This is a genomic window from Exiguobacterium sp. Leaf187, assembly GCF_001423925.1.
Lineage (GTDB): Bacteria > Bacillota > Bacilli > Exiguobacteriales > Exiguobacteriaceae > Exiguobacterium_A > Exiguobacterium_A indicum.
Genome location: NZ_LMPR01000009.1, coordinates 155,379 through 173,554, shown reverse-complemented (window position 1 = coordinate 173,554; position 18,176 = coordinate 155,379). Strand labels below are relative to the sequence as shown.

Annotated in this window: 18 protein-coding genes; 8 read left to right on the top strand and 10 right to left on the bottom strand. The window is 46.0% G+C overall.

The features are described from left to right. Window positions 1-3: 3 nt before the first annotated feature. From ASF99_RS04785 to ASF99_RS04775, 3 genes are read right to left on the bottom strand one after another with little or no spacing between them, the layout of a single operon-like run. Window positions 4-666, bottom strand: coding sequence for a 3-oxoacid CoA-transferase subunit B (locus ASF99_RS04785; RefSeq protein ID WP_035398057.1), 663 nt, complete (start codon window positions 664-666; stop codon window positions 4-6). A 13-nt stretch (window positions 667-679) separates the two neighbouring features. Then, the gene (locus ASF99_RS04780; RefSeq protein ID WP_055967230.1) at window positions 680-1,381 is read right to left on the bottom strand and encodes a CoA transferase subunit A; all 702 of its coding nucleotides are present in this window, start codon (window positions 1,379-1,381) and stop codon (window positions 680-682) included. Window positions 1,382-1,406: 25 nt separating this feature from the next. Next, on the bottom strand, window positions 1,407-2,846 hold the full coding sequence (locus ASF99_RS04775) for a GntP family permease (RefSeq protein ID WP_035398062.1): 1,440 nt from the start codon (window positions 2,844-2,846) through the stop codon (window positions 1,407-1,409). Between the two features lie 239 nt (window positions 2,847-3,085). On the opposite strand from ASF99_RS04775, the gene ASF99_RS04770 reads away from it, so the two are divergent. The 6 genes from ASF99_RS04770 (at window position 3,086) to ASF99_RS04750 (ending at window position 8,979) form a co-directional block, all read left to right on the top strand. Then, on the top strand, window positions 3,086-4,201 hold the full coding sequence (locus ASF99_RS04770) for a GGDEF domain-containing protein (RefSeq protein WP_055967227.1): 1,116 nt from the start codon (window positions 3,086-3,088) through the stop codon (window positions 4,199-4,201). A gap of 55 nt (window positions 4,202-4,256) precedes the next feature. After that, window positions 4,257-4,424: a hypothetical protein gene (locus ASF99_RS17420; protein ID WP_023467823.1), complete on the top strand. Its 168-nt coding sequence runs from the start codon at window positions 4,257-4,259 to the stop codon at window positions 4,422-4,424. 13 nt (window positions 4,425-4,437) lie between these two features. After that, window positions 4,438-4,842, top strand: a complete 405-nt coding sequence (locus ASF99_RS04765) for a DUF350 domain-containing protein (protein ID WP_023467822.1) — start codon at window positions 4,438-4,440, stop codon at window positions 4,840-4,842. An 802-nt stretch (window positions 4,843-5,644) separates the two neighbouring features. Continuing rightward, entirely contained in the window at window positions 5,645-7,477 is a 1,833-nt protein-coding gene (locus tag ASF99_RS04760; RefSeq protein ID WP_156357182.1) for a hypothetical protein, read from the top strand. Between the two features lie 21 nt (window positions 7,478-7,498). After that, window positions 7,499-8,359: an ATP-binding cassette domain-containing protein gene (locus tag ASF99_RS04755; RefSeq protein ID WP_055967221.1), complete on the top strand. Its 861-nt coding sequence runs from the start codon at window positions 7,499-7,501 to the stop codon at window positions 8,357-8,359. Next, window positions 8,356-8,979, top strand: a complete 624-nt coding sequence (locus ASF99_RS04750) for a hypothetical protein (protein WP_055967219.1) — start codon at window positions 8,356-8,358, stop codon at window positions 8,977-8,979. The genes ASF99_RS04755 and ASF99_RS04750 overlap by 4 nt, the downstream gene beginning before the upstream one ends. Before the next feature lie 124 nt (window positions 8,980-9,103). Here ASF99_RS04750 and ASF99_RS04745 read toward each other — a convergent pair whose 3' ends face one another. The 4 genes from ASF99_RS04745 to trhA all read right to left on the bottom strand — a co-directional run bounded on the left by ASF99_RS04745 (window position 9,104) and on the right by trhA (window position 12,617). After that, window positions 9,104-9,364 (bottom strand): hypothetical protein, encoded by a 261-nt coding sequence (locus ASF99_RS04745; RefSeq protein ID WP_023467817.1) that lies wholly within the window; start codon window positions 9,362-9,364, stop codon window positions 9,104-9,106. Between the two features lie 21 nt (window positions 9,365-9,385). Next, window positions 9,386-10,084 carry a ribose-5-phosphate isomerase RpiA gene (gene rpiA / locus ASF99_RS04740; RefSeq protein WP_055967216.1) on the bottom strand — a complete coding sequence of 233 codons (699 nt, stop codon included), beginning with the start codon at window positions 10,082-10,084 and terminating at the stop codon, window positions 9,386-9,388. Window positions 10,085-10,126: 42 nt separating this feature from the next. After that, window positions 10,127-11,851: a M3 family oligoendopeptidase gene (locus ASF99_RS04735; protein WP_055967213.1), complete on the bottom strand. Its 1,725-nt coding sequence runs from the start codon at window positions 11,849-11,851 to the stop codon at window positions 10,127-10,129. A gap of 118 nt (window positions 11,852-11,969) precedes the next feature. After that, window positions 11,970-12,617, bottom strand: coding sequence for a PAQR family membrane homeostasis protein TrhA (trhA, locus tag ASF99_RS04730; protein ID WP_023467814.1), 648 nt, complete (start codon window positions 12,615-12,617; stop codon window positions 11,970-11,972). Between the two features lie 112 nt (window positions 12,618-12,729). Here trhA and ASF99_RS04725 point away from each other — a divergent pair, with 112 nt between their 5' ends. Next, complete coding sequence (locus ASF99_RS04725) at window positions 12,730-13,245, top strand: DUF1836 domain-containing protein (protein ID WP_055967209.1); 516 nt, start codon at window positions 12,730-12,732, stop codon at window positions 13,243-13,245. Window positions 13,246-13,299: 54 nt separating this feature from the next. Continuing rightward, complete coding sequence (locus tag ASF99_RS04720) at window positions 13,300-14,265, top strand: DUF4003 family protein (protein ID WP_055967206.1); 966 nt, start codon at window positions 13,300-13,302, stop codon at window positions 14,263-14,265. A gap of 72 nt (window positions 14,266-14,337) precedes the next feature. On the opposite strand, the gene ASF99_RS04715 is transcribed toward ASF99_RS04720, so the two are convergent. From ASF99_RS04715 to ASF99_RS04705, 3 genes are all read right to left on the bottom strand, one after another. Next, on the bottom strand, window positions 14,338-14,619 hold the full coding sequence (locus ASF99_RS04715) for a hypothetical protein (protein WP_023467811.1): 282 nt from the start codon (window positions 14,617-14,619) through the stop codon (window positions 14,338-14,340). Window positions 14,620-14,680: 61 nt separating this feature from the next. Continuing rightward, window positions 14,681-16,435 carry an EAL domain-containing protein gene (locus ASF99_RS04710; RefSeq protein WP_023467810.1) on the bottom strand — a complete coding sequence of 585 codons (1,755 nt, stop codon included), beginning with the start codon at window positions 16,433-16,435 and terminating at the stop codon, window positions 14,681-14,683. A gap of 32 nt (window positions 16,436-16,467) precedes the next feature. Beyond that, window positions 16,468-18,102 carry an ATP-binding protein gene (locus tag ASF99_RS04705; protein WP_023467809.1) on the bottom strand — a complete coding sequence of 545 codons (1,635 nt, stop codon included), beginning with the start codon at window positions 18,100-18,102 and terminating at the stop codon, window positions 16,468-16,470. Between the last annotated feature and the right edge of the window lie 74 nt (window positions 18,103-18,176).

The following is an 18,176-nucleotide window of genomic DNA, read 5'->3' as shown; positions in this document are numbered from 1 at the left end:
GCTTCACTCCCCTACCGTCACGCGCTCGAGTTCCGGACTGACCGTGAATCGTGCTTCCGTGACTTGTTTGACGTCTTCGACCGTATGACCATTCAGCGTCTCGATCAAGACCATTCCGTCCGGTGTGAAATCAAAGACGGCCCGGTCCGTAATCAAACGGTTGACGACGGCGCGTCCTGTCAACGGCAAGGTACACGCCTGTTTGACTTTCGATTCGCCGTGTTTGTTGACATGTTCCATGATGATGACGACTCGTTTCGCTCCGTTGACGAGGTCCATCGCCCCGCCCATGCCTTTGACCATCTTGCCCGGAATCATCCAGTTCGCGAGGTCACCGTTCTGATCGACTTCCATCCCTCCGAGGATCGCGAGGTCGATGTGTCCGCCGCGAATCATCGCGAACGATTCGGCACTGTCGAAGTAAGATGCTCCAGATTGTGCCGTGACCGTTTCTTTACCGGCGTTGATTTCGTCGGCATCGACTTCATGATCAAGCGGATACGGTCCGATGCCAAGCAGTCCATTTTCGGATTGCAGCATGACATGCATATCGTCCGGAATCGCATTGGCGATCAATGTCGGAATCCCGATCCCGAGATTGACGTACATCCCATCTTCAACTTCCTGAAGTGCGCGTTCAATGATGATCTCTCGTGTCGTTTTCATATCCGTCTCCTCCTCAAGCTTCCCGGACAGTCCGGCGTTCGATGCGTTTTTCATAATCCGTTCCGACGACGATGCGCTGAACGTAGACAGCAGGTGTATGGATCTCATTCGGATCGAGTTCACCGACTTCGACCAGTTCTTCGACTTCGACGATCGTTACTTTTCCGGCTGTCGCGACGATCGGGTTAAAGTTGCGTGACGTCTTCCGGAAGACGAGATTCCCGAGTCGATCTGCTTTCCATGCCTTGACGATCGCAAAATCACCGACGATTCCTTCTTCAAGGAGATACGTCTTCCCGTCGAACTCCTTTTGTTCCTTTCCTTCAGCAATCGGTGTCCCGACGCCTGTTGGTGTATAGAAACCGGGAATGCCAGCTCCACCGGCACGGATACGTTCGGCAAGCGTACCTTGTGGGACGAGATCGACTTCGATCTCGCCACTGAGGTATTGTTGCTCAAACGTCTTGTTTTCCCCGACATACGATGAAATCATCTTCTTGATTTGTCGCGTCTGCAAGAGGAGACCGAGTCCGAAGTCATCGACGCCACAGTTGTTACTGACGATCGTCAAATCCTTGACGCCCTTCTCTTGCAACGCGGTAATTGATTTTTCCGGGATTCCGCAGAGTCCGAAGCCCCCTACGACTAGCGTCGCCCCGTCAAAGATGTCTGCTGTCGCTTCCGCGAATGATGCGTATACTTTCCCCTGTTTCATCTGATGATGCCCCCTTTAAAAATCCTTAGTACAAACCAGTCAAGCTATACAATCCGATCATCAAGAAGACCGTCACTGTCTTGAGAATCGTAATCATGAAGATGTCCTTATACGACTGACGATGCGTCAGCCCCGTAACGGCAAGTAACGTGATGACGGCACCGTTATGCGGTAACGTATCCATTCCGCCGGACGCCATCGAGATGACGCGATGCATGACTTCCGGTGGCACGCCGCCTGATGTGATGGCTTGCGTATATTTATCCGACATCGCACTTAACGCGATTCCCATCCCGCCTGATGCGGAACCAGTAACGCCGGCAAGCGTCGTCGTCGTGACGGCTCCGTTGACGAGCGGATTCGTAAATGTCTCTGAGATCCCGCTTGAGACGGACTTGAATCCTGGTAACGCTGCGATAACGCCTCCGAAACCATACTCAGCACCTGTATTCATGACCGCTAGAAGCGCGCCACCGATACTGACGTTCAAACCAGCTTGGAAGTTCGTCTTGATCTTCGGGAAGTCATAGAGCATCGCTGCGAGAATTCCGATCAATAATGCCATTTGGACGGACCAGATCGCAAGAACGGCCGGCGTCTCGATCTTTCCGAATGCCTCTAAACCGATTGCTGAAAAATCAAATCCTTCCGGATACCATTTCGGAATCGAGAGTGTGAAGACTTTGTTCATGACGGCAACGAGGACGAGTGGGACGAAGGCAAGGACTTGCCGATAGACCGGTTGACGATCCGTCTCGAGCGTCATTTCTGGTTCATTCTTCAACTCCATCTGCGGTGCGGCACTTGCCGCCGTTGCTTCAAATCCAGCGTAGCCTTCCCCTGCTTGATGGGCTTTTTTCTTGCGTGACTCGAGATACCACATACCGACGACTAGGATGAACAATCCACCGACCGTTCCCATGATTGGCGCAGCGTAGATATCCGTTTTGAAGAACGTCGTTGGGATGACGTTTTGAATCTGAGGTGTTCCTGGTAAGGCATCCATCGTGAACGTGAATGCACCAAGGGCGATCGTTCCCGGGATGAGGCGTTTCGGGATGTTCGCTTCGCGGAATAAGTTCGCTGCGAACGGATACACAGCGAAGACGACAACGAATAAGCTGACGCCGCTATATGTAAGAATGGCGCCAAGTAAGACGATAGCAAGAATGGCACGCTTCGCACCGATCATACGGATGATCGTCTTTGCGATTGACTCCGCGATACCGGACATCTCAACGACTTTTCCGAAAATCGCCCCGAGGAGGAAGACCGGGAAGTACGCCTTGATGAAGCCGACCATCTTTTCCATGAAGATATTCGAGAAGAAAGGTAACACCCAATCCGGGTTCGTCAGTAAGACGGCGAACAAGGCACAGATTGGCGCAAATAGGATGACCGAAAAACCACGATAGGCAACGAACATCAATAAGGATAAGGCAAGAAGAATGATGACAAGTTCCATAAGTAGATCTCCTTCGATTTTAGTAAGCGCTTTCATATCGCTTCTTCATCATTTAACAACGCAGTGTCGAAGAGGTCAATTAAATTCCGTTAAACTATAAGTACAGCTTATAGAAATCATAAGTTCACATTATAGACACAATTGCATCAAATAGATTATTTTTTCAAGGAACAGGAGTTAGTCCTTTTATGGCGTATGTCTTTTAAGTAACGTACTTTATTTGAAAGGATGGACATTTCATGAAAAGCATCCTTTTTGACGTCTTGCATAACGTGACGCTATTAATGGCTGGTTTCTATCTGCTCGGAAAATTATCACCGCTCCCGATCACCCGTGAATCCCCACGGCTGACACGCGTGTTGTACGGTCTTGCTCTAACTGTCATCTCGTTACTACTCATGCAGATGACGATTGAAGCAGCACCTGGCGTCATGGTTGATTTGCGTCATATTCCGGTCGTCGTCGCTGCCTATTTTGGTGGCGCCATCCCGACAACGATCGTGACGATTGCAATCATCATCTATCGTTTCAGTTTAGGAACGAATCTAGCAGCCTTCACCGCATTCGGCTTCATTGTCGCCATTGCTTTAGGAACGAGCTTAATCGTTCGCGAAATGCCACCTTATGCAAAACGAACATTCACACTCGTGACGCTCTACGCGACGGCTTTACACGCTCTTGTCTTATGGATTGTCTTACCGAAACAGATTCTTCTACTTGAAGTGATAGCAGTCGTCATTCCTGCATCGTTCGTCAGTAGTTGGCTCGCCCTACTGATCATCCGCGATATTCGGTTGACCAAACAATCATTACGGATGCTTCGGCAAAAAGCGCAACTCGACTTTTTGACAGGATTGAACAATTCACGCGCCTTCAATGAATACTTCACGGATGTCAAACAGCGATTGATTCTAACCAAACAGTCGGTCGTGTTGTTGACGATCGACATTGATCATTTTAAACAGGTCAACGATACGTATGGACATGAGGCGGGCGATGAGGTGCTACGGCAGTTCGCCAATCGACTGCGCGATGGAGTGGCAGAAAGCGGGTATTTATCCCGTAACGGCGGTGAGGAGTTTTCAGTCCTGTTTGAGAGTGCTCCGCTTGCTGAAGTCTTGCCTTTAGCAGAGCAATTACGCGAACGGATCGCTTCTAGTCCGTTCCGACTAGCGACGACAGAGCTACCGCTCACAGCATCGTTTGGTTTAGCCGCATACGATGAGACGACACTGCAAATCGACGATCTTCTACTGGATGCGGATGCTGCCCTCTATCAGGCAAAGCAACAAGGACGGAACCAAGTCGTCCTGTTTTCTCCTAATGCAGAATCTGCCGTCAGCTTTCAAGAATAACGATGGACGCCACCTCTGAAATCCGCTACCTTTAAAGAAGAGGTAGGTGATTGGCATGAAGTTAGCAAAAGGTCCCTATATCCTGATTGGCCTCATTTTAGGTCTCTTGTTCGGATTCATTGGTGACAACTTCTATTTGTATGTATCAGCAGGTATTCTCGTCGGAGCACTGCTTGAATTGTATGTTGCATACGAACAACGCAAAAAAAATAAAAAATCATGATGGAGGTACCAGCATGACATTCAGTGATCTATTCCTTTCAACACTCTCGTATATCGGTGTCGCGACCGTACTCCTTGCAATCGGTGTCGTCCTGTTCGAGGTGACGACGAAATCGAAGGAACTCGAACTCATCCGTAACGGGAAGAAAGCGGCCGTCTACGCCTTCGGTGGACGTATTCTTGGTCTCGCCATCGTCCTCTATTCGAGTATCTCGAACTCTGTCAGCATTCTCGATATGGTGTTATGGGGCGCACTCGCGATCGTCTTACAAATCGTCTTATTCTATCTCGCGGATTTACTAATCCCACGTTTGAGCATGACGAAAGAGATTGATGCGAACAACGAAGCAGTCGGCTTGCTGCTCCTTTTCTTATCGATTTCGATTGGTTTGATCATTGCAGGATCGCTTACATATTAAAACACATGAAAACAGCCCTGGATCATTAGGATCTAGGGCTGTTTAGATTAAAACTCCACTTCGTAATAAGGTATTGCTAGCTGTTACGATTACTTCAAGAACGAAGCCAAAATGATCATATGATGTATAGCATAAATATCCAAACTACTTTTCCTTTGCTTCTCAACAACTCCTCTCCGAATCTGTCGTACTATCTTTAAATTCGTGTATTCGTCTCTTTTTATTTTGGCGTTACGAGCTTTTCTCTAGTCAAAATCTGATTCTCGTCGAATTTTTAATTACAACTCTTTGTTTGTAATGTTACGCACTATTTCGAAAAACGTCTTTTTGTACTTCTAACTTTTTTGCATTCGATTTGGTGTGTATAAATTTGATGACTAGGTCTGAAAGGATCATGAACTCCGATTCTTCTTCACCTAAAGTAATGGATTGATAAAAAAATATACTCAAAAACGTGTCTGCTTTGAAAATAACAGACGTATTTCTTTGCAAAGCTATAGAGTTGTCTCTCTCATTCAGTATTAGTTTGAGAGAATAACGGCTTTCCCCATTGATCTTAGTTTTTTGTTGATGAACTACAAAGAAGATGATAACTACTTTTAAAAATTTACTTGTGATAATAGGTAATTATCACAAGTAAAATAAAGAGGTGAAAAAAGTGAAGAAAATCATTGTGAAAGATCTACTAAAATTTTACGGATTACAGATGATTAAAAGTTATTTTTACGTATTCTCCTTACTTCTGTTCCCTTTTAGTATTGGAATGAAGATCATCGCCGACATTCGGGAGGAGTATGTGTACATGGATTATGCAAGCCTCTTGAATGGGTTTGTTATTCCTGTACAAGGAATGATGTTACTAGTCGCCGTCTATATGTATCGACTTGTCTCTGAAGAAGTTCAGTATCGACAAAGCATACTCTTCCCGGATATCGTCACCATACAATATCAGCGAATTTTTTCAATCCTTCTAAATCATGTCATTTTTGTAGGGACAACTCTCTTGATAGGTCTATTAGGTTTGTTCATCTACTATCAGAATCAAGAGATTCCATGGTCTACGTTTCAACTTGATATTTTAGAGCATGCTGTGATTTTTTACTTCTTACCGCTCACTCTAACAGCATTATGGGGAATCAACTGTGCACTGATATTTGGAAAGAGAAAGACTGGCATGTTGGCACTCTTTCTCGTATGGGTATTGATTGGTCCATTAAATACCGAATTCTTCTCTGACTATTTCTACAAAGGTGGATTCGAGGGAATACGTAGTCTATTGTTTATTGGTCCTATTCAACCAGGGCATATCCATGCACAACTCAGTGGTTTTCTCGGAAATGAAGCTCTTTTTATAAAGAATATCCTTCATATATCACTGCAATGCGTCTTGTTATTTCTTTTAGTTGGACAATGGCACTTGAGAGCTTCTAAAAGAATTTTGACAGTAGTTTTCTCCATACTTGGATTAGGAGTCCTTGTTTTTGTATCTCCCTTTGCACTCGCGAACAATCAATTGAGTTTTGATCGCAGTTTTGATTCTGATTTATCGAAGCACTATAAACCTCCGTATACCTTCGTTCCTGAAAAGGATGCTCTTGATTATATGATTCAAAAGATGAACTTAAACATGGTACAAGAAACCAACGCATTAAAAGTAGAAGCTGATATGTTAATGAAAGTTTCTCAGAAACAATCTATCAGTCTTTCTTTGTGGCATGAATACGACGTAAACGCTGTAATAGTAAACAACAGGAAAGTTAAATTTAAGCGTCAAGGCGACTTTATCTCTTTTCCGATTTCGTCAGATAGTTCTACAACGAACGTTACAGTTCGTTATGACATTAAAAACAGTCCATATTTTGCTCTTACAAAAGGTACATGGTATTTGCCTGCTACATTAAACTGGTATCCTGTTCGGCAGTCTCAGCCGATCAATCGTTTAGGTGTTGAAACGTTAGATCTTGTCGGAGATCGACAAAGAATGACTGACGTTAAAATCTCGGGAGACATTCCGAAAGACATCATAACGAACTTAAAAAGACAGGGAAAACGTTCTTTAGTAGGTCGTGTAGCTGGTGTAACGATGATGCAAGGGAATATTAAAGTTTATGAGTATGAAGAACATGAAATCGTTACAGATGTTTCGTGGTCGATGCCACAAACTTACTGGCAATCGGTCCAAAAAACATTAGAACAAACTAACGCTGTAGTGCAGCGAACATTTGATAAACAAACGGTAGTACCTAAAAAAGTTATTCTTGTTTCTCCGAACGAAGAACGAAACAGTTATCTTGATAATGAGCACCTCATGCTGCAGATTGGAACGACACTCCGTTTGGATCAAAGCTTAAGTGAAGTAGTGGCAACTTATGTGCCAGGAATTCTTTGGTCAAATAGTTCAAGTGAAGTGAAGGTACAACCCAAATGGAAAGTATTCAACGCTGCCTTCTCTTATTGGATTCAAACAGAATTAAAACTAGCGCCAATAGAGGTGGATCCATTTTTCCTCCAACAATCTAACTTAGATATGAAGGAAGTAGAGCGTTGGATTAAAGAATTTATGGACTATGACCATAAGCAACAATTAATATTGTTGAAAAAATGGTACTCAGAATTAAACGAGACGGAAAAATAGAGTGCAAAGGAGTATGGAGTCATGATCCAGTTACAACATCTCTCAAAATCCTATCGAAAGAAACAAATTTTACACCATGTTTCGCTTGAAATCGAAGGGATTTTTGGTCTATTAGGTCCAAATGGAGCAGGGAAAACGACTTTGATGAAAGTACTATGTGGACTGACTTCCGTTTCTGGAGGACAAATTAGTATCGACGGAAAGTCCGTTGTGAAGAGAAAATATGCGGATGTTTCGAGAGAAGTCGGATTTTTACCACAAGACTTTAATATCTATCCTAGTCTCAAAGTGGAAGATGTACTTCTTCATCTTGCTTTATTGCAAGGTATTACTACAGAATCAGAGCGTCAAGAAAAAGTAGACGAAGCCCTTCACCGCGTGAATCTCCAAGATAAGAGAGACCTGCGAATGAGTGATTTATCTGGTGGAATGCGTCGGCGTGTGGGTATCGCACAGCTTTTATTACGCAAGCCTAAAATCCTTGTGTTTGATGAACCAACAGCTGGACTAGATATCGAAGAACGAATTCGTTTCAGAAATTTACTACGTGAATTAGGCGAAGATCACACTATCATCATTTCTTCGCATATTGTCGAAGACATTGAGTTTTTGTGTACTAAAATCGGAATTCTACAAAATGGAATCGTTCGATTTGAAGGGACACCGTTAGAACTGAAGAATTTAGCTAGAGGTCATCTTTCGAGCGTAAAGGTCTCCCTTGAGGAACTTGGTGGATGGATGCAGGACGAACGAGTCGTTGATCTTAATGAACACGGTGAGCAAATCGAGGTTCGCTATTTAGAAGAAGCCGCAGCCTCTTCGTCGGACATTGAACCCAAACTGATGGACGGTTACTTGATGGTAATGCGAGGTTCGAAATGAAAAGAAGCCTAGCGTTCAAAAGATTATTTTGGTTTGATTGGAGACTTCATGGAATCGCAATGCTTCTTCCTCTAATTATGTTTGTTGCACTAGAATCATATGTTTTGTTCAATCCGATGCTTTATGGCATTCAAGTTATCCAGACAGCATTTATTCCTTGGATTGCTTGGACGGTCATCTTACATTTTCAGCCGATTTTTGATGAAGGTGCATACGATACATTAGTTCCCTACTACCGTAAGTGGCTTGTAATGGATATTCTTCGCTTTCTATTACTCTATTTCGTTGGTTATTTAGTTTTAACCGGGACACTATTGTTCAATGGTGTCGATATACCAACAATCGTTTTTCTACACCATATAGAGTTGATACTGCTCTTTCTATTTTTCGGTATGACACTTATACTTTGGACAAAACGATTTGAATATGCACTCTCCCTTCTACTTATGTACACCTTGCTCGAGGTCGTCACAAAAGGACAGTTCATGCCCTGGCCACACGTGTTTCAATTCGAAACAAATTATTTTGATCCTCTTTATCATGTAAAGGTGCAATTTGTTGGCATTTTAGTAATTTTGTTTAGCTTTATGTCGATAGCAAAGATTAGTAAGCGTAACTAAATGCTCAGTTCTAATATGATTCAGGATAAGATTTCAAATTGGCATGGTGAGCTTCTCCTCTTTTCAATTACCTCTAAGTCAAACAGCCTTGATTCATTGAAATCAAGGCTGTTTTCATGTTCTTTTATTTTTCAAGCTCCTCTAGCTCCGTCCGCGAACGTGGAAAACCATTCGCTTGCCACTCCGACCGATAGATCGAATCCAGTTTCGTCAATCCGACCTCATCCGGGTCTTTCGTAGCATCTGGACTCGGATCTTGATCGAGATGCGCTAAATAGTCTCGTAACGCATCGGTCTGTGTGCTCTGTTCCCGCTTCCTGAACAACAGTAGACTCGCACCGGCAATAACACCCGCTCCGAATAAATATCGTTTTTTCAAGCCCATACGGTTTCCTTCTTTCTTTCCTTAAACCAACCCACCACCGTCACGCAGTCGTGGATGCGCGATACGTTTGACCTTGCCCTCTTCGACCGTCAGCACATGATCGGGCTGTCGCTCGAAGTAACCGGTCTCGAGTACACCCGACCAGCTCTTCACTTCTTTTGCGAATACTCGGACGTCCGAGATGGCTGATACATCGACGTCAAGAATCACGTGACCTCCATCTGTAACGAAGGGACGATCGTCTTTCACGCGTAGCGTTGCTAAGACATGCTTATCACGCAACCGTTGCCGCACATACGGTAACGCAAACGGATCCAGTTCGACCGGTAACGGTCCGCTTAAATGATGAACGAACTTCGAAGAATCGGTCAGATAGAGCAATTCCCGACTCATCAGTGCGACGATTTTCTCGCGAAATAGTGCACCGCCACCACCTTTGATCGTTTGAAATCGTCCGTCAATCTGATCGATCCCATCAATCGTCACATCGATTTCCATTCCCTCTTCCAAGTCGATCAACGGAATGTGTAACTGTTCCGCGAGTCGGACCGTCGCAAGTGACGTCGCCACACCTTGAATCTGTAGTCCGGCCTGCACAAGTGGACCAAGCGCCTCGATGAATCGTTCCGTCGTCGAACCCGTCCCAAGACCAATTATCATCCCATTTTTCACGTAAGTTAGTGCTGCCTCAGCGACTAATTGTTTCTCCTGTTCATACATCCGCATCCCTCCCTACATTTCTGTTCCCGTTTCGATTCGTCTTCAATCGACGGAGAGAGAGGATTCCGTTAACGTCAGGTACTGCTTAATTGCCTGGACGAGCGGTTGTTGAGCTTCCATCCAAAACGCGACAGATGTCGGATCAGCGTCGAGATGACGTGTAACGATCTCATCGATCGTCGCTTGACCGGAATCATGCATGACGGCTTCAAAGACTGTCGAAAATTGACTCGGATCCGCTTGAACCGTCTGATACAGACTATTGCTGAGCAGATAACCGATCGTGTAGGGAATGTTGTAGAACGCAAGATTCGGATTGAACAGATGACTGATGTACATCCATTTATAGCGCGCTGGTTCAGGCAATACCGGACCATAGGCTAACCGTTCTTCCTCTTGCAGGAGTTCACTTAACCGTTCGGCACTGACCGTCCCTTGCTGACGTTCCGCATAAAACCGTTGCTCGAACCGGAACATCCTGGGAACGATGCTGGCATATTTCAGCCCTTCTCGGATCTTGACTTCAAGCAGAGCAAGCACTTCCTCCCGTTCCGTCGTCTCTTTGATGGCAGCATCGAGCACGAGATTCTCCATGAACGTCGAAGCCGTCTCCGCAATGCTCGTTCCTTTTACTTGATTTAAATACGGTTCATCTTGCAGTAAATAATTATGATAGGCATGACCGAATTCATGAGCGAGCGTCGCGACGTCCGGATAACTGTCGCGGTACGTCATGAAGATCCGGCTCTCCTTGGCAATCGGAAAGGCAGCGCAGAATCCGCCCTCTGCTTTTCCAGGACGATTCTCTGCATCGACCCATCCCTCACTAAACACGTTTTCCGCGAAGGCGCCGAGCTGCGGATTCAATCGTTTGAATTGTGTCGTGACGATGGTCTCTGCCATCTCAAATGGAACGTGACGCGCGGAGCGATAGGTGTTCGTCTCAAAATCATGCCATTCTCCCGTCACCCGCTCCGCCTGGGCAATCTTCCGAGCGTAATAGGCGTGAAAGAGGTCGCGGTGTTGATCAAGTGCTTCCATCATCGCTGTTAGGCTCGCTTCCGAGATCCGGTTCTGCTCAAGCAACTCGGTCAATGGTTGCTCCCAGTTCCGCATCTTGTAGGATTGCAATCTGAAGCCGGCAATCCGGTTCAGAATCATCGCGAACAGGTCAGCTTCTTGTGCACAAGCAGTGTCAACTGCTGTCGCTGCCGCTAAACGAGCCGAACGGTCAGGTGCGAACATCGCTTCGTGTAGCCCTTGACCGATCGTAACCTGCTTTTTGTCCAAGTCGACGCGCAATGCCATGAAACGCTGTTTGTAGAGCTGTCCCCAGCCTTGGAACCCGTCCACACCGAGATCCTGCAACAATTGTTCCTGCACTAGTGGTGCACGACGCGACTGGATGTCACGGCGTTCGTTCAAGAAAAAGGCGTATGGTGAGCCCGTGACGAGCTCCTCACACTCTTCTTGTGACAGTGCAGCGATCTTCGTATCGAGTGCTGCTGCCTCACTGCGCACCATCGCTTGCACGATTTCAATCTCTTCGAGCAATGGATGGACTTCTGAGCGCGTGACATCTTCAGCGTACAGACAATAAATGAAGTCGCTCCATTCCTCGACGTCGCGCGCGACTTGCTGATAACGCTCGACCTGTTCTGCCACATTTGTCGGACGTTTCGTCAACGCTGCTTGTATCTTAGTAATTCCTGATTTGACGTCATCTATCGTGTAGAGTGTCTCTAACTGCCATCGTGTGTGTTTCATGCTTTTCCCCCTATGCGTGATCTATTCGTTCTTTCATTCGTGAGAACACTCGACTTCTCCTGTAATTTCCATCAGACACAAAAAAACTCCTTCAGCCATTGACTGAAGGAGGACATCCTCATAAGACGAAGAAGTAGACACATAGGAAATGTGCTAAGCTACCAAGTAATACGAAGATATGGAAGATTTCATGGAATCCAAGATGTTTGAACGATAAGATACGTGGCTTCAGCCCATAGATGATGCCACCGATCGTATAGAAGATACCACCAAGGAACAACAATCCGATGCCGAGCGGTGATAAGACTTGCGCGAGTGGTGTGATCGCAAATACCATGATCCAGCCCATTCCGATGTAGAGCGTCGTTGATAACCAACGTGGACTGTTGAACCAAACCAATTTGAAGGTGATTCCAGAGACTGCAATCAACATGACGATGCTGAACAAGACCCAACCAGTCGGACCGTTCAGACTGACGAGACAAAACGGTGCGTAAGACCCGGCAATCAACAGATAAATCATCGAATGATCCAACCGACGCCAGATTGCGATCGCCCGGTCGCTCGCAAGCACCATATGGTAGGTCGCTGAGACGGCATAGAGCGCCATCATACTGACACCAAAAATAATCGCTGCAACGATCGCAAGTGATGCCCCCCGTTCTAACGATGCCTTGATGACAAGTGCCAGTAACCCGACAAAAGCAAAGACAGCCCCTCCAAGATGCGTTAATCCATTAATCGGTTCTCTCATATAAGCTTTCACTTTCGTTCCTCCTCTGATATGTAGTTTCGAATACTACATGGCGTTATATACGTATTCTATCATATGATGGAGAAGTAGAAAGTCCTATTTTAGCGATTTTGGAGGTTTTTTTATGACACATTCTGATGACACGAGACACGATCGCCAATTACGGCTCGAAGATATTCCGAATATCGATCTCTATATGGATCAAGTCATCCAACTGTTCGAGCGGACATTCGAGGCAACGACGCGAAGTACAGATGAGACGATTTTGACGAAGACGATGATCAACAATTATGCCAAAAAGAAATTATTCTTTCCGGTCACGAATAAAAAATATACGAAGGAGCACTTGATTCTGATCAGCTTGATTTATCAATTGAAAAGTTCGTTTTCGATCAATGATATCAAGACGATTCTCGCGCCCTTGAACGAAGGGATCGAACAGGATCAACTTGATCTTGAAGGGTTTTATCGCAATTACCTCGAACTGACGGAACGAAATACAGCCCGCTTCGTAACAGAACAAGACGCTCTAACCGCCTCGACGACCGACCCACTGGAACAGATCTTAGCGATGGCTCATATGAGTAACTTGTACCGGCGCGCAGCAGAACAATTGATTGACACCCAACTGAAAAAATAAGATAACGCTTTCACTGCGTGATACACTAGAAGAAAAGGCAGAGGAGGAACAGTCATGGAGATCGCGACGACTTTCTTGCGACAGCTGGATCACATCGGACCAGAATTCAGAACCTATCAGGATGGTATTCTCATCGAACTGGCATTCGACCGAACGATCGGAACGGAGCAGGTTTCCGCAAGTGTGTTGCTTGAGACAGCAGATGACTTGAAAATATGCTTGCATACACAAACCACCCAGGCATTATTACTTGCTTCGAAGATTCATGCCTTTGACGCCCACACACCGAGTCGGATTGCTGAGATGATGTCGATTCATGGCTATTTTAAATCGCATCGATTGTCGCATCCCTTGAATGCCTATTCTACTGCCCTGTTCATCAGCCGTCTTACTCCGCAGGACGTGGTACTTGAACGAACGGTACAATTATACACACGCCTCAAAAAACAACATCGGTTCATCGTGTCACCGCTATTGATCTCTTTCGTCTATTTTCACGCTACGACACGCGGTGAGTTAGACGAGCTCGCCTCGCGTATCGAAACGGTCTATCAACGACTCAAACGGCGATTCGGACGCGCTCAACAGACGTATGTCGTCGCCTTGATATTCGCTTTATTGCCTGAAGACGATTGGGATCGCTATATCGCACAAGTGGAGGCATCCCGTAAGATACATCGTAAACACCATGTTCCGCTGTCGTTTCACGGTATGCTTGCGTTACTCGGTGATCCAAATGTTCACGCTTCGTCACTCGAACGGATGGCAGAGGCGTTACGCTCCGATTTACATTTTAAGTACCGGAAAGACTTAGTCTATTTGACAGCAATCCGATTGTATTTAAGTCAACAAACAATCCTGCAACAACTCTTCCCATCTTCGATTCTCCCACCGGACGGCGCCGACGCGATTCCGTTCTTACTCTTCCCTGTTGATTTGACCGATACGTCCCATGCGACAGACGGCGGGATCGACGGAGGATTTGATGGTGGTGGTGACGGCGGCGGGGGTGGCGAGTAATCTTTTACTCCATCAAAAAAAGGCAATCGGTATCCGGCATTTCTGCCGGACATCGATTGCCTTTCATTTTAGTTATTCCTTATCTTGTTGGTTGTCATCATCAGATGGCTGGACATCCCCATCTTCATCTGAAGCATGGGACAAATCGGGTGCCTCTTCACTCGAAGCATCGTTGTCTGGTCGTTCTGTTTTCTCAGCATCTTGTTCTTGCTCTTGATGCTTCGATTCTTTTTCATCCTTCGATTTTTCCGGAACCTCCGCATGGTTCTGCGGATCACGCCCCGCAATCTCATCCTTCGTCATTCGGTTACCTGAAGTAATCGGATCCGTTTCTTTATCGTGTTGATCAGCCATTTGGCATCCCCCTTAAAATGTACTTGTTCCACCTTTTAAGGTATTCCCGACTGAAGAACGGTTAAACCTCAGCACGCCCTCGTATGATGTCCTCGACGAGCAGTTGATCGATCGGTTGAGGATGATGAACCTCGTATCCTTGTACATACAACAACTCATCTAACGTTTGAATGTGCTGCAGCTGAGACGGCGTTTCGACTTCCTGAATCACGAGCGCGATGTTCAACGTCGACGTCAAGGAATGAACAGAGCGAATCATCGAGCGTTCCAGCTGATTTTGAACGAGTCGACGCGTAAAGATTGGATCGAGTTTGACCGCTTGAACAGGCAGGCGTAACAACGAATTGAGTGACGCATAATGACTACCGAAGTGATCGACGGTCAGACGATAGCCTGCTTGGCGTAACTGTTCCAAGCGTTTGATCGCAAAACGACGACGTGTTTGCAGTACTTCCTCACGAATTTCTAGAATGAGACGCTCATTCGGGAAGTAAGACTCTTCTGTTAGTCGAATTAACTCGGAAAAGAGTTGATCCGACTCGAACTGATTTGCCGATAGATTGACAGCGACGGAAATCTTACGACCAAACGTTTCTTCTAGCCGTCGTTGGTCCAAGATGGCCTGACAGATCGTAAATCGACCGATGTCCGGAAAAATCTCCATCTTCTCAGCAATCGGAATGAAATCCGTCGGACTGACAAAGCCAAGCACTGGATGGTTCCAGCGTAAAAGTGCTTCTACCGCGACATAATGTTCTTGTTTGGCATCGACGATCCATTGGTAATAAAGTTCGAACTGCCCTCGTTCCAGTGCATGTGACAGCTCTGATTCAAGGACCGATGCAAACGGGTGTTGCTCCGCATGTCGGTTCGGATTGACGAACGAGGTCCGTCGTTTCCCGTCGTGTTTCACTTGTTGCATCAAGGCTTCCGCTGCATAAATCTGCGTCTGACGACTCGCCATGTCACCCGTCAAGAGACTGACCCCAGACGATGCCGTCACGTGAATCGGTTCGTCCGCGACACCAACGATTGGTTGCTCGATTGCTTCCGTGACGATGCGGGCATAGTCTATTGCATGCTGTTCGAATTCTTGCTCTTGCTCAAGTTCTGCCAATACGACGAACTCATTACCATCCATCCGTCCGACGACATGATTCGGTAACGGTACATATTTTAGACGACTTGCAATTTCACGCAATACTTCATTCCCTATCCGGTAACCGTGCGTAGCATTGATCGCATGAAAACGGTCGAGGTTCAAGACCATCAAGAAAGCTGGATGAATCGTCACACTCGAAATTAAACGATTCATATAGCGTTCGTTATAGACATCTGTCAAAGCGTCTTTGATGACATACGTTTCAACGTTGATTGATTTACTAATGATGTCAGCGTAATGTTCCACAAGTGCAATATCCTGCTCCTTGAAGTCGAATGGTTGATCGTCGAAGGCGCACAACGTCCCGATCTTCTCATTCTCAGCATTCTTGATTGCCACTCCCATGAAACTTCCGTTCCCCAGTGCTTTCGTGACCGGATGATTGACCGTCAATGGATCGTTGAGCAATTCACTGATTGAAACCTTTCCATCCGTTTCATCGACGACCAGCTTACAGAGAACGTGTTGGAAGACATGGGTCGAGCCTTCTTCAATCAATTGTCGCTCTTGATTGATCGCCTTGACGACAAAGTTGCTATATGAATCATTTAATGCAAAAAACAACGTGTTGACGCCGATCCGTTCACTCAGTTTTTCAAGAATCTCTTCGACGAGCGGATGCAATGCTTCATAACGAATGTGTGAATTATTCACCGTGTCTTCCTCCTTTCTCAGTCGATTGTCGGTCATGCGTCGAGCGGGAGTTGAATGATGAATGTACTGCCCTTTCCTTCCGTTGATTGGACGGAAATAGCTCCACCATGATCAAGCACGATCATGCGACAAATCGCGAGTCCTAAGCCGGTTCCACCGATTTTACGTGTATCCGAGTTATCTGCTCGGTAAAACTTATCAAAGATATAAGGTAGGGCTTTCTCTGGTATACCGAGCCCTTCGTCCGAAATCTCAATCCGTAATTGATCCGACTGGTTTGACCCTTTGATCCGGATTGCGCCACCTTCAGGTGAATATTTAATCGCGTTCATGATCAAGTTCGTGAACAGCTGTTTCATCTTTTCACTGCTTGCTGAAATCGTATAGGTGCCTGGATCGAACTGGACACTGATGCGATGCGCGCGACTCGCGAGATCAAACATCGGTTTCATCTCGAACATCAATTGTTTCACATCAAGCGGTTCTTTTTGCGTCCCATGCGTCGAATCTTCTCCTTTTTGAATTTCCAAGATGTCATTGATCAATTCCGCCAAACGAACGGTTTCTGAATGAATCGTCTGCAAATATCGCTTTTGGCGCTTCGGATCCACTTCTCGTTTCATCAATAATTCCGTGAAGCCCATGATGGAAGAGAGCGGTGTCCGCAACTCGTGCGACACGATCGAGACGAATTCTGCCTGCTTAAGATCAAGTTCCTTATCTTTCGTCACGTCCCGTAAGACGAGCATCATGCCCCACTCGACGTTTGCGATCGCAATCCGCTCGGCGTAAGCACTGAGTAGCAAGTTCCCCCGAAACGCTGATAGTTCGATCGTTTCTCCCGGAATATCTCCATTCATCAGTTGACCGATGTAGTCATGGAGTGCGTCTGGCTGATCGACATGTTCAAACAGCGACGTCGCCCGTTCGTAGGCGTGGCGGAATCCTTGCGCTTGATTGACGAGCTTCGGTGGAAACATGTTCAACAAAGCTTGGTTCGCATAAATCTGTTCCCCACTACTCTCGATGTATAGGACAGCTTCCCGAATCGAGTCGAGGAGCTGATACGTCTTGATCTTTTCATGCTCCATCTGATGGAACAGGAGATGGCGTTCAAGCGTCATTCCGAGTTTTCGTGATAGATCAAGTAAGTCCCCGACTTGCTCTAGATTGAACTGAGGAAAAGCATGACGAATATAAAGTAACCCGACGACTTGTCCATTACTTGGAGATTGGACGGGAATCGCCGATTCGAACTGATCGCCAATCGGTAATTGAACCGATTTACGCATGACGAACGCCCGACGTAAGACAGAATATTGATCGAGATCTTTTTCAATCAGCTCCATCTCGTCGATGCCTTGCGCGACGAAATGATTCAACTGTTCACGACGGTACAAGAGGATGGCACCTTCTTTTACATCGAGCAGTTGCAACAGGATCGTCAGGACGGTCTCACAGGCCGCTTCGACATTTTGCGTCGCTAACGCTTCCATGATTTCATTGCGTTGCTTCAATTTCAGTTCGACTTCTCGTAAATTCTGTTGTAATCGATTGATTTCACGTTGATCGAGTGATGTGAGTCGTGCCTCAGCTGATGCTGGAACCGTTCCTTGGCGCAATCGGTAAGGACGGTCCTTCGAGTGGTCGCGTAAGATTCGTTTCAACGTGTATCCTCCTTTCAAAATTCATTCCTGTTACAAATTATAGCATGGTCCCTATTTGATCGACAGTTCGAGTA

Coding starts and splice junctions, on each gene's coding strand:
- ASF99_RS04745 (WP_023467817.1), bottom strand. CDS start 9,364: ATGGGCTTGAAAAAACGATATTTATTCGGAGCGGGTGTTATTGCCGGT.
- ASF99_RS04735 (WP_055967213.1), bottom strand. CDS start 11,851: ATGAAACACACACGATGGCAGTTAGAGACACTCTACACGATAGATGAC.
- ASF99_RS04780 (WP_055967230.1), bottom strand. CDS start 1,381: ATGAAACAGGGGAAAGTATACGCATCATTCGCGGAAGCGACAGCAGAC.
- rpiA (WP_055967216.1), bottom strand. CDS start 10,084: ATGTATGAACAGGAGAAACAATTAGTCGCTGAGGCAGCACTAACTTAC.
- ASF99_RS17420 (WP_023467823.1), top strand. CDS start 4,257: ATGAAGTTAGCAAAAGGTCCCTATATCCTGATTGGCCTCATTTTAGGT.
- ASF99_RS04765 (WP_023467822.1), top strand. CDS start 4,438: ATGACATTCAGTGATCTATTCCTTTCAACACTCTCGTATATCGGTGTC.
- ASF99_RS04775 (WP_035398062.1), bottom strand. CDS start 2,846: ATGGAACTTGTCATCATTCTTCTTGCCTTATCCTTATTGATGTTCGTT.
- ASF99_RS04785 (WP_035398057.1), bottom strand. CDS start 666: ATGAAAACGACACGAGAGATCATCATTGAACGCGCACTTCAGGAAGTT.
- ASF99_RS04755 (WP_055967221.1), top strand. CDS start 7,499: ATGATCCAGTTACAACATCTCTCAAAATCCTATCGAAAGAAACAAATT.
- ASF99_RS04760 (WP_156357182.1), top strand. CDS start 5,645: ATGGATTATGCAAGCCTCTTGAATGGGTTTGTTATTCCTGTACAAGGA.
- ASF99_RS04750 (WP_055967219.1), top strand. CDS start 8,356: ATGAAAAGAAGCCTAGCGTTCAAAAGATTATTTTGGTTTGATTGGAGA.
- ASF99_RS04770 (WP_055967227.1), top strand. CDS start 3,086: ATGAAAAGCATCCTTTTTGACGTCTTGCATAACGTGACGCTATTAATG.
- ASF99_RS04720 (WP_055967206.1), top strand. CDS start 13,300: ATGGAGATCGCGACGACTTTCTTGCGACAGCTGGATCACATCGGACCA.
- ASF99_RS04715 (WP_023467811.1), bottom strand. CDS start 14,619: ATGGCTGATCAACACGATAAAGAAACGGATCCGATTACTTCAGGTAAC.
- ASF99_RS04725 (WP_055967209.1), top strand. CDS start 12,730: ATGACACATTCTGATGACACGAGACACGATCGCCAATTACGGCTCGAA.